The organism is Candidatus Steffania adelgidicola (genome assembly GCF_020541225.1).
Taxonomy (GTDB): domain Bacteria; phylum Pseudomonadota; class Gammaproteobacteria; order Enterobacterales; family Enterobacteriaceae; genus Steffania; species Steffania adelgidicola.
The window spans coordinates 636,305-651,393 of record NZ_CP045889.1; the positions used below are offsets into that span (position 1 = coordinate 636,305).

A 15,089-nucleotide genomic window follows, 5' to 3' on the forward strand; every position below is an offset into this window, starting at 1 on the left:
AAGCGTGATCCATATCGAATTTCTCACATTGGCTGTGCCATTCATATTTTTCTAAATAATCTCATGTCTCAGTCGTTACATGACTGTCGATTCATTTCTTCCTATGCATCTACGTATCTTCGATAAAGATGCATGGAAGATTCTGATTGCAGATCTAGCAAGATGCATTGTGCATGGTTTCTCCGCGTAATCGTGTTTATTTAAAAAAATGGATAGAATCTCTTGATCTCTAACGATGACTAGATGGTTGTGTGAGGTTTGATCAAGTCTCTTTCAGAATGTATTAACGTTTATATACCTAGTAATTAGACTACTTGTTTTAAAATTTTTTATACTATAATTTTAGTTCTTTATATTTTCTTTCATAGGAATATTTACTACTCATGTATATGCATGAAAAATGATCTACGCCTGATTAAACTTTATTAGATTGTTAGAAGTAAATAACGTAGCACCCGAAATTATTATAAAAAGCATTGTCATAAGACAATGTGCTACATCTTTCTGGGTAAGAAAGATTCCTCTCTATTAATGATGCATGATTTAGAGTTTTTTCATGTTATCTGGAGTTGAACTCCATACTTAATGCGCTTGGTCCCAATTGTTACCAACACCTACCGTTACCTGTAAAGGTACGTCAAGAGTGAAGCATCCCTCCATTAGAGCTTTAATACGGATGATTGCATTTTCAAGCGCGGTATGATGAACTTCAAATATCAGTTCATCATGTACTTGCATAATTATACGAATCGGTAACGATTCCTCTTGTATCCAGGTATCAAGGGCAATCATTGCTCGTTTAATTATGTCGGCAGCTGTACCTTGCATAGGGGCATTAATAGCAGCACGCTCCGCCACTTTTTTTTTCCTGCTATTTCCCGAGTGATGGATGTCTGGCAAGTATAAACGTCGTCCGTCTAGGGTCGTTACATAACCTTGAATACTAGCCTGCTTACGCGTGCGTTCCATATAGTTTAAAACTTCAGGATATCGTTCAAAATAGAGGTTTATATATTTCTGTGCCTCTGATCTTGAGACCGATAATTGACGAGCTAGCCCAAAGGCAGTCATACCGTAAATCAAGCCAAAGTTAATAGTCTTTGCACTGCGTCTTTGATCGTAATTCACCTTCTTCAGTGGCACCCTGAAGACTTCAGCAGCGGTGGTGCGATGAATATCTTGACCGTCGATGAAGGCATGTAGCAACCCAGGATCTTGTGAGAGATGCGCCATAATACGTAGTTCAATCTGTGAATAATCCGCCGCTACAATAAGCGCGCCAGGCGGCGCAATAAAGGCTTTCCGAATACGCCGCCCTTCATTATTCCGAACCGGGATATTCTGTAGGTTTGGATCGCTTGATGACAGACGCCCAGTGGCAGTGACAGACTGATGATAAGAAGTATGCACCCTTTTTGACAATGGGTTGATCATTTTGGGGAGTTTATCAATATAGGTGGATTTAAGCTTAGCCAGACTGCGATATTCTAAAATTAACTTTGGTAACGGATAGTTTACTGCAAGTGCGGTTAGTACCTCTTCATTAGTCGAAGGGGCTCCACCTGGAGTTTTTTTTAGTACTGATATTTGTTGCTTATCGTACAAGATTATCTGAATCTGTTTTGTCGAGGACAGATTAAACGGTTCTTGCGCTAGCTGATGCGCTTCCTCTTCTAGCTTTTTTAGACGCTGAACTAGCTCTAAGGAATGCGAGACAAGCATGCTTTCATCGATTAGCACCCCAGAACGCTCGATGCGCGACAGAACTGGTACCAATGGTATTTCGACTTCTTCAAAGATCTTTTTTAGCTCTGGTGATTCCTTAATGCGCGGCCATAACTGTTGATGCAAACGTAATGTCACATTAGTCTCTTCGGCAGCATAAAGAGCTACCTGTTCCATGGTCATCTGATCAAATGGCATTTGATGGTAACCTTTACTATCTATCTTCTCAAAATCAATACCGCTGTGCGCTAAAAAACGATGAGCTAGACTGGTTTTATCGTGGTGGCCAGCAACGCTATTCAAGACGTAGGATTCCAGCATAATATCAAAAGTGATCCCTGTTATCTCGATACCGTGCCGTTTTAAAATTCCGCATTCGAATTTTAGATTTTGACTAATTTTGGCAATGCCAGAGTCTTGAAAGACCGGTTTAAGTAAAGCTAATACTGCGTTCCAGTTGAGCTGATTCGGCGTATTGAGATAGTTATGCCCCACTGGCAAATAAGCAGCTTTACCCGGTTTCACGGAAAAGCATAATCCTAATAGATTAGCAGTAAGCGTATCTAGCCCATCAGTTTTTGTATTGAAGGCGAATGCTCCGGCGTTACGAATAGTTGTGATCCACTTATTCAGCATAATCATGTTGTCAATAATTTGATAGTCGTCTTTTAAGAAAACCTGCATAGTTCCCTCAACAGCTATCGGGCGATGTCTGATAAAAAGTCCCGGTGAGACGCCACTGATTTTTCCTTTCTCTAGCCATTTTCCAATTTTAAGATCGTTTAGCCAGCGTTGAAATTCATAGCGCTGAAATGATAGTGTTAACGTTTGCACCATGGGTGCTTTTACTATCAAATGATCATAAGATACATCTAAGGGGACATCAGTTTTAATCGTCGCTAGTTGGTAAGAGAGAAAAGCTACCTCTCGATGCTTCTCAAGCTTAGCGGCTATTGTTTTGGCTCCCCGTAAGTTCAGGGTGCTAACTTTATCGAGTTGTTGATATAGAGCGGCCACCCCTCCTATTTCCCGTAATAGCACCTTCGCACTTTTCTCTCCTATTCCGATCACGCCAGGAATATTATCAGCGTTGTCACCTATCAACGCTAAATAATCAATGATCAGTGCCGGAGGCACGCCGAACTTCAGTTTTACCTCTTCTGGACCGAGAATAGTATTCGACATAGTATTAATTATGGTGATTTTAGACGACACGAGCTGTGCCATATCTTTATCGCTGCTGCTAATTAGCACATTACGACCATTGCGTGCTGCTTCCAGCGCTAGCGTTCCGATAACATCGTCCGCCTCGACACCGTTGATGGATAACTGTGTTAGCCCCATTGCTTTAACCATATGATATATAGGTATTATTTGGTCACTTAAATCCTTTGGCATGCTAGGTCTGTGGGATTTGTATTTTTTGAATAACTGATCGCGAAAGGTCTTACCCTTTGCGTCAAAGACCACCGCTACATGGCTTGGTTTATATTGTTTTAGTATGCTTTTTAGCATATTCAATACGCCATAGATCGCTCCAGTAGGTTCTCCAATACTATTTTTTAATAGTGGGTAGGCATAATAAGCACGATAAAGATAAGAAGAACCATCTACTAATATTAATGGATTGTTTGTGATTTTGACCATAGTGTATTTCCTTTTTTAGTTAGCAAAAATAGGGCGTGACATGTTATAACTGCTACACGGAAATTATATGGATGGCTAGGTCACTTTATTGTATAGGGCAGATTTAAGAACAGAGTTGCTGTATTATAACGAATGTTTTTTTTTACTTTGGCAAGCGTGCTTAATGTATTTTACAGCTAGAGAATGTATCTGGAAGCATTCCAGTTCATATTTGATGTACTAATATTAGTAAAGAAGTTTATTGACTTCCCCCCTATGGATGCGTACTGTTTTGATGAGGTTATACAACAGCGTACTCTAATATGTCGGTGTTTCTATAGTTCCCAATCAGTCACTATAATGTTCATGAGTTCAAGATGTTGTTTACCAAAGATAAGGTGATTGTGAATAGTAAGTTGGCTCTCCTTTAACTTTTATATTGGTGCAGGGATTACTGTTCTCGTGAACTTAATACTGTCTAGTCATGAGAGTTAATGTCGGAGTTGCATGCCAGAAGCAATCTTGTGGATAATTAAAGTGGCGGTTTACTCCTTAAGGCCATACCTTGTTATGGTTATGTATAGTTATAGCGCTAAATTTATCGCTACAACGATAGACTGCTTATGTAGTACCGGGATTTGCTAATATTTTTCATATCATGATGTATCACACAACAGGGGTAACCAATGTACGTGCCTTGGTGTATTATTTTTCTTTAGATTAAACACAGTTGGTTGATTCCTTGTTGCTTTTTTGTTGTATTACATACAGGAGTATATCCATGACGGGTTACACTATACCGATATGTTTAGGAATTAAACTATAATACTTGCCTTGCTTAATTAGTATAGATAGTCAATCACCATCAGAGTAAGGTTGAAATTTATAAATCTTTCAATCAATGTTATTGAAAATAATGTTATTATCCTAGATTTAATGTTTAACTAAAATACCCGGAACCTCACGACTTACTTTTTAGTGAGTAGTTTTATCTATGGTTTTTATCTTGTAACGGGTCGTTCCCTAACCATAGAAACGAATTATCATGATATTATTCCTTTAATATACACTGTAAAAGGTGACCTCGCTATTTTTAGAGTAAATGCAGAGGGTTCATAGAACAATTCTAGAACGTACGTCCATATATTCACCAGATCTTCATCTGATATAAAGATAAATGAATACAAGTAAAAATGAAACATGTTATCTACATGCGATCTGGATATAACGAAAGCAAACATTGTTTATCATTATGAGAAACTCAATTTATTCTTACTTTAAATAACCAACTTAAAATTTAGTCGATGAGTTCTATCGAACGCCTGATTGAAAAGTTCTAAAAAGATATCTTTGCGGATAGTGTAAGTAATGTACTACGAAAATTCATGATATCATTATAATATCTCACTGCCATGGAAAATCATCAGTATTAAAGGGGGAACGTCTTATCATGGTCGATAAGTCCCATATTTTGCTTCTCAATGGACCTAACCTAAATTTATTAGGTACCCGCGAGCCTGATAAGTACGGTAAGACTACTCTTAGCGACATTATTGCAAACCTCAGCACGTTATCGAGTATCTTGGGGGTAAAATTTAGTCATTTTCAGTCAAATGGAGAACATGCCCTAATCGACCGTATCCAGCAGGCTCAGGGTAACACTGATTTTATTATTATCAACCCTGCTGCTTTTACTCATACCAGTGTTGCGTTACGTGATGCCTTCTTAGCGGTAAATATCCCGTTCATTGAAATTCATCTCTCCAACGTTCATGCGCGGGAGCCTTTCCGCCATCACTCTTATCTCTCTGATATTGCAGTTGGGGTGATATGTGGTCTTGGTATTGATGGGTATCATTTTGCTTTAAAGATGGCGATCAAACGCCTCCCAAAATCCAATTGATTTGAGTATGGAACCAGACTCATGGATATTCGCAAGATTAAAAAACTAATTAAACTAGTTGAGGCATCCGGCATTTCCGAGCTAGAGATCTCTAAAGGTGAAGAATCAGTTCGTATTAATCGTGCCATAGCAAACACAACCTACCCAACTTTACAAGAAACTTATACCCCTGCGTTACCCCAGCAGTCTGTAACCTCAGGTGTACCTGCTACTATAAGCGCACATCTTGTGCGTTCACCTATAGTGGGGACCTTCTATCGTACTCCCAGCCCAGATGCAAAACCTTTTGTCGAAATCGATCAGAAAGTTAATGTAGGCGATACCTTATGTATCGTTGAAGCGATGAAGATGATGAATAAAATTGAGTCGGACAAAGCCGGTGTGGTAAAGGCTATCCTTTTGGATAATGGTCAACCGGTCGAATTCGATGAGCCGGTCGTTGTCATCGAATAACGAGGCACCAAATGCTAGATAAAATCGTTATTGCAAACCGTGGTGAAATTGCATTGCGTATTTTGCGTGCATGCAAGGAGCTGGGTATTAAAACCGTAGCTGTACATTCCACCGCTGATCGCGATTTAAAACATGTACTCTTAGCTGATGAAACTGTCTGTATCGGCCCAGCGCCTTCGATAAAAAGTTATCTTAATATCCCGGCTATTATCTCCGCGGCAGAAATTACTGGCTCGGCGGCTATTCACCCTGGCTATGGTTTTCTGTCTGAAAACGCTGACTTTGCAGAGCAGGTTGAGCGTTCAGGATTTATCTTTATTGGCCCCCGGGCGGAAACTATTCGACTAATGGGGGATAAAGTTTCCGCTATTAACGCCATGAAGAAAGCTGGTATCCCATGCATTCCTGGTTCTGATGCCCTAACAGGGGAGGATATGGATAAAAACTTTGTTATTGCCAATTGTATCGGTTATCCCATGATCATAAAGGCTTCTGGTGGCGGAGGCGGTCGGGGAATGCGCGTAGTCTACGCTAAGGAAGATCTAGAAGCCTCTATCGGTATGACTAGAGTAGAAGCGAAAGCTGCGTTTAATAACGATATTGTTTATATGGAGAAGTATTTGAAGAATCCGCGGCATATCGAGGTGCAGGTGATAGCAGACGGTCAGGGTAATGCTCTTTATCTAGCTGAAAGAGATTGTTCCATGCAGCGACGTCATCAGAAGGTAGTAGAGGAAGCACCTGCTCCAGGAAGTACCGAAGAATTACGACGTTTGATTGGCGAGCGCTGCGTTAAAGCGTGCCTGGAAATTGGCTATCGTAGCGCGGGTACCTTTGAATTCTTATACGAGAATGATGAATTCTTTTTTATTGAGATGAATACTAGAATCCAAGTAGAGCATCCAGTCACTGAGATGATCACTGGTGTGGATTTAATCAAAGAGCAGCTGCGTATTGCTGCTGGATATCCATTATCTTTAAAGCAGAATGATGTAAAGATATTTGGCCATGCAGTGGAATGCCGTATTAATGCTGAAGATCCTATAAACTTCCTCCCAAGCTCAGGAAAAATTACCCGCTTCCATGCTCCTGGGGGGTTAGGTGTTCGCTGGGAATCACATATTTATGCTGGTTACTCGGTACCGCCGTTCTATGATTCTATGATAGGTAAGCTTATCTGTTTTGGTGAAACAAGATCAGTAGCTATCGCCCGTATGAAGAATGCTCTAGCAGAGCTAATTATAGACGGTATTAAAACTAATATTGATTTGCAATTGCAGATTATGAATGATCAACATTTCCAGCAGGGAGGTGCTGATATTCACTATCTGGAGAAAAAACTTGGTTTTCAGGAAAATAAAGTACTACGCGAAAGGTTTTTAGTTAAGGAATCATAAATAATAGCCTATTAAATATAATTAAAATTAAAATGGCGATGAATGTCAGGAAAAGTGTTGATATATAAAAAATCGTCACTTCCTATTTTTCTTTGCTCCTCAGTTCCATATTGTTATATAAATCCTCGATTGTGATCTTTTATAGGGCAAGAATACTAGTGAAGGGTGTGGTCGAGGTTAAAGTAACATGAGGTTTTTCCTCTCGAATTTGTTAACAACCACTCTGAATATCCCTGCTTGATTTGAGACTACTTATCAGCCTCCCCCCTCCATGCTATTGAAATGTGATCAGGATTCATGGAAGACATACATACTAATCTCTCTGCGAGAGAGTAGCACCATAAAGACAATGAAGTTGATCGTTTGTTTACATGATTTAACGTATAATACCTTGTATTAGATCATATCTACAGACTGTAGATAACAGTCATGTTTAATCAATTCAAGAGTGGTGTCATAGACGGATTGGTTATCAAATCATCCTTACCTTCTAATGAAGGGTAAGGGAGTAGAGTGCATGGCTATGTTTGCCTATTAAAGTTCAATATCATCTTAATTCGTATTAAATCGTACTAGTTAGTGTGTCTAACTAGAAAGTCCATTAAAAAACCCACCCGTATTTTTTTTAAAAAAATCCTATTACCTTTCGGTATGTAACACAGAGTCTTACAATTTATAAGAATTATAGGTAATATCGTGACGACCGTAGGTTTTATAAACCTCTGTTACCCCGCGCTGTTTCAATTTTTTAACATCTTATTATTGGACAATATCCATGCATCCGATTCTGAATATCGCCATTCGCGCGGCGCGAATGGCGGGTAATTTAATTGCTAAATATTATGAAAACCCCGATGCCAGCGATGTCACACAGAAAGGTAACAACGATTTTGTTACTAACGTTGACCGTGAAGCAAAACGTTTGATTTTTGAAGTTATCCGAAAATCCTATCCAAAACACGGTATTCTCGATAAAGAAAGTAGCAAGCTAACTGACGCAGTGACTGACACACAATGGATTATCGATCCACTAAATGGAAAAATTAATTTTACCAAGCGCTTTCCCCACTTTGCTGTTTCTATTGCTGTACGTATCAAAGAGCGTACAGAAGTTGCCGTGGTTTACGATCCAATGCGAAATGAGCTGTTCACAGCATCTCGCGGTCATGGCGCCCAGCTGAATAGCTACCGTCTTCGTGTCAGCACGGCACATGATTTAGATGGCAAGATCCTGGCTACAGGGTTTCCTTTTGAACAAAAACAACATGCTAATAGTTATATGACCTTAGTGCGAAAACTGTTCATTCAGTGTACAGATTTTCGGTGTACCGGCTCTGCAGCGCTAGATCTCGCCTATGTAGCTGCGGGGCGCGTTAACGGTTTTTTTGAAATCGGTTTAAAACCTTGGGATTTTTCTAGCGGTGAACTGTTAGTGCGTGAAGCGGGCGGTCTAGTCACTGATTTTGCCGGTTGTAATAATCACTTACGGTCCGGCAATATTGTAGCTGGTAATCCCCGTGTGGTGAAAGCGCTCTTATTAAGCATGCGCGACGAATTAAGTGAGGTCTTAAGGCAGTGAGTTCTTCAAGAGAGATGGCGAGGTTCTGTCTAAAAGAGTTGATTTGTCTGATTTAACGATTTGTTGATTTATAGAGGCTGATTCTTAACGATATACTGTGTTTTTTTTCTGTATTGTGATAGCTGTTATCTATGGTTTATGTCAAGTTCGGTAGGTTCTGAACGATATCGTTTATAGTACGATATTGGAAAAATTTATCTCAGAAATAGAATCAGTAAAATTAGACCCACGCTTTAGGTCAGTAATAAACTGGATCCACTATGATAAATGTAGTATATTCTTGCGTGCCACGGAAATTTTATGACGATTAATCGTAGTTTTTGATGAAAACTAGGTTGTATACTGTACATGGTGTGGGAAATGGATTTTTTTACAAAAAAGATCAATCTGCTAGATATATTTATCGTGCACCCAATAATCGTTTAAATTTCCAGAAATTCTATAAATTATAGATGTATAAGTTATATTGGATGACATCCACATTATTTCAATAGCGTCATATAATAAATAAGGTTTTGATTATATAACTCAGTTATTGATTGGAGTGCAAAATAATTTTCATTAAAATGCATATTTGTCTAAATAGCTTTAGATATTTTCCTATATCAAGCCGCTCTCTTTAGTAGGGCGAATGGTGGAAAGTTATGGGAGATGTTTGCTGAAACTGATATAATAAGCGTTATGTATCTAATGTTATCTCGTATAATTAAGCCATATCTAAAGTTGAATGCGTCAGATTCTGTTTGAATATATGGAACACATTTCATATTTATATACAGATAATGGTGTTTATGGATTTAAATTCTTTTTATTACTGTTTTTATACCTTGTTGCATATATTGTAGAAATTTAGATTTCACTGCTAGAAAATTAGGCAACAAAATAAAATTTGTTCTATACAATCGCATGGAATAAAATATTTATGTATTGAATCGGTTATTCACAGTAGCTTTGGAGATCTATTTAGGTTTTAAAAGCAGATGAAGATATGTCGCTTACTTGAAATTTTCTTTTGCCTTAGAGCAGATCGGTATCTGGTTATAGAAAGAAATCATAATGGTATATTACTCGGAATTTTGTTTTTATGAGTCATTATTTCTATAAATGAAATTAAGTGAAGCAGATTAATAGTGTGCGTTCCGACGGATTTACATTTTTATTAAAATTTTTAACCATGGATAATATCCAGCGTTGATCATGTCGAGAAATAAAAGTAAAAACAATTTTCATCATGAAATAAGAATACATTAGGGATGGTTAAGTTAACCACTATGTGTATTATCAATAGTGCATCCGGAAGGATTCGAACCTCCGACCGCTCGGTTCGTAGCCGAGTACTCTATCCAGCTGAGCTACGGATGCATCGTTATGGCGGTGAAGGAGGGATTCGAACCCTCGATACAGTTTATGACTGTATACTCCCTTAGCAGGGGAGCGCCTTTAACCTCTCGGCCACCTCACCAACGCAAGGGCTATTACAGATACTTAGCACTGCGTATTCGATATATTACTTTCTAAGCTTGATAAGTCAAACCCTTTTTAAATCTTAGTAAGATACAACTTACATAGATTCTCATCCAATCTCTGTCAATTATCGTTTATTACATCTTATGCAAACGATACTAAATAACATTATTTAAAATCAATGCGATGATTCCTAGGTTATCTATTTATGTACTTCATGTCAAATCAATCAATTGGAATTACGTTATGATTTTTTTAGCCGGTATAGCTTGATATATTTCTTTTCGGTATATAGAAACCTCCTTGGGAGCATTGATACCAATGCGGATTTGGTTTCCTTTTACTCCTAAAATAGTTACTGTCACTTGATCGCCAATCATGATAGTTTCAGCAACTCGACGAGTTAAAACAAGCATTCTTTTCTCCTGAAAAGATTGAAAAAAAATCGGATCTCTAAGTGTCTCACTATTATTAAGCATGAGGTGGATTAGCAAATGATGCTGACTAGATAGTCATGTATTACTCCATAACTCTTTTCTTGTATCTTTCTAATGTTTTTAACAGCAGATGGCTTACAAGCCGTACATTCACTGTAGATGAGAGTATTGACATGAGTCCGATGTAGTTATGTTGCACCTTTTCCGATTACATAACTCATTGAGTCTGGTCGAAGACTTCTAAATAGACTACATGGTAGTGATAAAATCAATTATTTTTAACGTGCTTAATAGCATTGTTAGTACCTCCTCCATTTATGGAGGATTCGATAAAAACATCCGTTACTGTTTTTAAATCTGAGTATCTGCTTAAAAAAGTCGCTAAGAGTCGCCTTCCCTAAATATTTTAACTTCATAAGGTAGATGATTTTCATATACCACAAAGATATTTTACTACATCAATAGTAATTAATGTGCGCTCTAATTATAAGTAAAACGGTATTAGTGTAGTGTAATTTACAGCTTTAGAGTGGATTTAAAGCATATTCGATACTAGATCGATGTCTATCGACTGATAGGGCTCTATATATAAATAGTCAAATTCCGATTCGCCTGTTTCGGCATGTTTTAATCTAAAAAACTCGGAAATTTTTTGATGTTTTCTATCTGTGTTTCAAGAGTAATGATAAAATAGAAGTGAGTTAAAATTGCACTAGGAACATGATATATTAACTACTGCATTAGTTCTTTAAAGAAAGATGAAGCTCATCAAATTTTGCGATCTATGCAAACAAGAAGTAATGGTGTTTTGAACTACTTTAGCATTGGCTATTTCTGCTAAATATCAGATAAAATTTTCATCCTACTCTTCCTGAGTAAATAACGGTTCAATCCTGATTCGGCTATTTCAGAATGAAGAATCAATATACGGGGCTAGAGAATTCTCAAGCAGATTGAGAAGAGTGGTTTTCACAGTAAATACGCCTTCTTAAACATGAGATATCGTTATCTAAAAATGATAAGACAGATATCTTTGATCTCAAATTATGACGTTTAATATCGCTTGGTTTAGATTTGTGCTTTATCTAAATCAGCCCTTCTGCCCTTAAAAGAAAGTATGGTCTACTATAGGAACGCATCATTGTCTTTTTCCCTTTTCATTTAATTCAGTATCTAGTGAGTGGTAATGCGACTGAGTAACAAGGGGTATATATCTTAATCACAAGGCAAAGAATAGTGAATATACAACCGAATGAGACTCGGTGCGAGGATAACTGTTTAGGTAAAGGATATTAACTAGAAATCATCACCATAAATTTGTTTTGATGACATACCTATAATGTGAAAATAGAGTCTATATATACAGAAACACACCTCTTTTTTTACTGGAATATATCTTTGCTAGTGACATAATAACCACATTAGCAACTAGGAGAGTGGATATATGTTGCGATCAGAATTATTTAAATAATAAACCTATTTGAAGCGATAAAGATGATCTATCATACTACTAAGTTTTTCGTGATTTGTGAAATAAAATCTGTGTAATTTAAGTCTAGCTAAACGCAACAAGTGAATTCACTAGCGAAAAGAGCGTCAATGCAGCAGTATTAACGAGCATGCTCAAGAACTAATAAAATTAGTTTTTTTATAAAAAAACTGGTGCGTCTCAATAGAAAAACAGAATGTCTATGTGAGAATGCCATATATAACCTGGTTGAAAGAACAGAATACATCTAAACAAAGTGCTGAATGATAGAATTCTTTTCTAATATTTCTGAGTGAGATAGAGTACATATCTACATACCCCCCCATTGATTCTGAACTGAATAGAGCGCATATAAAAAGCAAATAAAATCTTCATTATTACATAGATGTCTTTTTTTTAGACTGCTATCTCTAATTAAAAATTCAGTTAATTGGTGAATTTATGATGGTTTATCTAGAATATGATTCAGGAATCATATTCTAGATAAGAGTTAACTCTTCAGTTATATTTAATCATAAAAGATATATAGCATCCTTTCTTGTAAAAAACAAAAAACTGGGGATTGTTGTCCGATGATATTGGAACAATTAAATAAATTTTATTTGTGGCGCGAGCAAGATATTAATCTTGTCGTGATTCTTATTCAACTTAAGGTGTTTATTGCATAATTTACAGATGACCTTTTAAGATGAATTTATTATTCTAAGGGAGTTGTGGAAAAGTGGAAAATACAGCTAATAAATAGAGAGGCACAGATTACATCTATATGTTTATATAAAGTCTTTTTCTTATAAAGAATGTTTTCTTACACACTGAAAGCGGAAACTTTTACGATAAGATCATCATATGGTATATAACTTCTTACCATTGTTAATGAATCGCAGTTATGCAGTCAAGGGTGTATTAATTAACATAGGTAAGAACGATCTAAACACTCAGCACCTTCCTGAATCAATCCATGGAGTAATATGGGTCAGAAAAGCGCGATCGCTATATAGAAATAGAATTAAGCTGGTTTTCATTTTTAATGAAAGAGTTTCAAAAGAGTCTTTGATAAAGATAATATGCTAAGGACTAAAGCGACATATTCTAAGCATGCTATCTACTGAATCATATCCAGGATGATCTATTTGATATAAAACAGGAATGTAATAATTAGTACACTACTTTAGTGTTGAAAATGACACGCAAGAAGATCGGTCTGATTAAGGAATACCAGCTTTGTCCTTGTGAATACGAATGCTTGTGACACTACTATAAATAGTAACAGCCTTAATAGATTACATCTACGCTAATCCAGCAACAGAAATTGTTAGTTGTATATACTACTTAGTTATTTCTAAGCTTTGATTTTCGCATCACTAATAACATACGTCATGCTTTTCATGTCATCGAAAACCTCTACCTCCAGTCAGTTTCATTCCAATAATAGTATTGGACAAAACTCACGATATATGTTGCATGAAATGATTGACCCAGCGATTGAAAATACACAAGTTAGAGAAGAGATAGACACAGTTCTTAAGGAGAATAAGTGACCAGATCAGGGGTGAATAGATCGTTTTTGTGCGTCTTCCGATAATCGGAGTGAACATCCGTGTCCTGGTGTGTAGAATGTGCTCATTAATCCCGGATTTACCAGGTATTAGCAATAATATCTAAGTAACCAGTATTGTAGATCAGTGTATTAGAACACAGATCGGATCTGTACATGTACGCATGGAGGGAATAAAAGTATTACTCGATTCTGCCGACTGGATACCCGATAATATTTATTATCGTATTGAAGTGGGGGGGGGTGACACTCCTGGATCTACGGTTAAAATAACAGGTAACTAATTCAAGTAATCAACAGTATGACGCAGACCTTACGTGAACTAAAATCGGTATATTTTTCTGATGATCTTGATCATGAGCTCAAACTGAACTTGAGTAGCAATCCAACGTAATCTAAGTAAGCTATCTCAGTCTGTTTGCTGAATAATGATAGGGGTTTACCCCGATGCCCGGTTATGATTGTTGGGACGCATGCTTTGCATGATCTGGCTAATGCAGTCCCGTTATTAGAATGGGGCTCGGGGTAAACCCTCTATCTAATGGGAATGGTTTCTGACTATAAAGAGGTTCGATTAATTTTAATTGGTGTTAAGTATATTCAACCCGAAAAAGGACGCAGACTAATAATTGATATTGGCGGTGGCTTTACTGAATTAGTTATCGGTGAAAACTTTGAGTTTATATTAATTAACAGTCGCCGCATGAGCTACACCTACTTTGGGTATTGATTTCTTCCTTCTAGGGGGAGATAAGTCCTGTTAATTTTTAGCGCATGCGGCTAGCAGGGGGCGCTATAGCTCGAGACGAGTACTTTACTAACCGCATTATTGGTTAGCAGATAATTCTCAGTGCCTCCGGTATATTTAAATTAGTTTATAACCTATTTACTGAAATAAGTGCTAAAGATGGATTGATACAACCGAAAAATTCGAAATTAGTGGGAAAAGAAATACTTCAGTTTACTACGCATAGTCTAGTAAGGTTATTCGAGAAATGAAAATTATTTCATACCGAGAGTGATGATATTATGCGGCATCATACATGATCTGGCAATCAAAAAACTTAATCTGTCTTCGCTAAACATTATAATATCGATAACAATTAAGTTAGGTGGATATAGAACACCATTGGCACTATATTTTATCAGCAGTGACAAACGTAAACGCCGCTTTAAAATATCTATAGATTTCAGCATGACTAAAATGGGTCTCGCTCAACTAAAGGAGGTTTGTCTTGGCATTAATCACAGCAGTATGCAGCCTTATTTGACCTGTATTTTAGAATAGACCAACATACCCGTTTTAATTAAGAGCTCCCGATTCTTCTCGCAATATTGCCGAAATATCATCGTAAAGCAATTTAGAGAGATACTCCCCCCCGCTTTAATCTTTTTTTAAAAAATCAGTTTATGCTTTCCCTAAAACTTCTAGGGCTACAATTATTGATCAATGACCAACGT

At 37.2% G+C, this 15,089-nt stretch carries 7 protein-coding genes and 2 tRNA genes; 5 read left to right on the top strand and 4 right to left on the bottom strand.

The window, feature by feature from the left end:
- Positions 1–582: 582 nt before the first annotated feature.
- Positions 583–3,372, bottom strand: a complete 2,790-nt coding sequence (polA, locus tag GFK82_RS01765; RefSeq protein WP_226811207.1) for a DNA polymerase I — start codon at positions 3,370–3,372, stop codon at positions 583–585.
- A gap of 1,429 nt (positions 3,373–4,801) precedes the next feature.
- On the opposite strand from polA, the gene aroQ reads away from it, so the two are divergent.
- The 4 genes from aroQ to suhB all read left to right on the top strand — a co-directional run bounded on the left by aroQ (position 4,802) and on the right by suhB (position 8,683).
- The gene (gene aroQ / locus GFK82_RS01770) at positions 4,802–5,254 is read left to right on the top strand and encodes a type II 3-dehydroquinate dehydratase (RefSeq protein WP_226811208.1); all 453 of its coding nucleotides are present in this window, start codon (positions 4,802–4,804) and stop codon (positions 5,252–5,254) included.
- A gap of 21 nt (positions 5,255–5,275) precedes the next feature.
- Positions 5,276–5,707, top strand: coding sequence for an acetyl-CoA carboxylase biotin carboxyl carrier protein (accB, locus tag GFK82_RS01775; RefSeq protein WP_226811209.1), 432 nt, complete (start codon positions 5,276–5,278; stop codon positions 5,705–5,707).
- Between the two features lie 11 nt (positions 5,708–5,718).
- A complete protein-coding gene (accC, locus tag GFK82_RS01780) occupies positions 5,719–7,104 on the top strand; it encodes an acetyl-CoA carboxylase biotin carboxylase subunit (RefSeq protein ID WP_226811210.1) in 1,386 nt (461 codons plus the stop codon).
- Between the two features lie 775 nt (positions 7,105–7,879).
- Complete coding sequence (suhB, locus tag GFK82_RS01785) at positions 7,880–8,683, top strand: inositol-1-monophosphatase (protein ID WP_226811211.1); 804 nt, start codon at positions 7,880–7,882, stop codon at positions 8,681–8,683.
- 1,288 nt (positions 8,684–9,971) lie between these two features.
- Here the strand turns inward: suhB and GFK82_RS01790 are convergent.
- From GFK82_RS01790 to csrA, 3 genes are all read right to left on the bottom strand, one after another.
- Positions 9,972–10,045, bottom strand: a tRNA-Arg gene (locus GFK82_RS01790).
- A gap of 7 nt (positions 10,046–10,052) precedes the next feature.
- Positions 10,053–10,145 (bottom strand) — tRNA-Ser (locus GFK82_RS01795).
- A gap of 241 nt (positions 10,146–10,386) precedes the next feature.
- Positions 10,387–10,563, bottom strand: coding sequence for a carbon storage regulator CsrA (gene csrA / locus GFK82_RS01800; protein WP_226811212.1), 177 nt, complete (start codon positions 10,561–10,563; stop codon positions 10,387–10,389).
- 3,606 nt (positions 10,564–14,169) lie between these two features.
- On the opposite strand from csrA, the gene GFK82_RS01805 reads away from it, so the two are divergent.
- The gene (locus GFK82_RS01805; RefSeq protein WP_226811213.1) at positions 14,170–14,358 is read left to right on the top strand and encodes a Ppx/GppA phosphatase family protein; all 189 of its coding nucleotides are present in this window, start codon (positions 14,170–14,172) and stop codon (positions 14,356–14,358) included.
- The last annotated feature ends 731 nt before the right edge of the window (positions 14,359–15,089 follow it).

What these genes read in the sequence shown, in the direction of transcription:
- aroQ (WP_226811208.1), top strand. Translation starts at nt 4,802, where the DNA reads ATGGTCGATAAGTCCCATATTTTGCTTCTCAATGGACCTAACCTAAAT.
- accB (WP_226811209.1), top strand. Translation starts at nt 5,276, where the DNA reads ATGGATATTCGCAAGATTAAAAAACTAATTAAACTAGTTGAGGCATCC.
- polA (WP_226811207.1), bottom strand. Translation starts at nt 3,372, where the DNA reads ATGGTCAAAATCACAAACAATCCATTAATATTAGTAGATGGTTCTTCT.
- suhB (WP_226811211.1), top strand. Translation starts at nt 7,880, where the DNA reads ATGCATCCGATTCTGAATATCGCCATTCGCGCGGCGCGAATGGCGGGT.
- accC (WP_226811210.1), top strand. Translation starts at nt 5,719, where the DNA reads ATGCTAGATAAAATCGTTATTGCAAACCGTGGTGAAATTGCATTGCGT.
- csrA (WP_226811212.1), bottom strand. Translation starts at nt 10,563, where the DNA reads ATGCTTGTTTTAACTCGTCGAGTTGCTGAAACTATCATGATTGGCGAT.
- GFK82_RS01805 (WP_226811213.1), top strand. Translation starts at nt 14,170, where the DNA reads ATGGGAATGGTTTCTGACTATAAAGAGGTTCGATTAATTTTAATTGGT.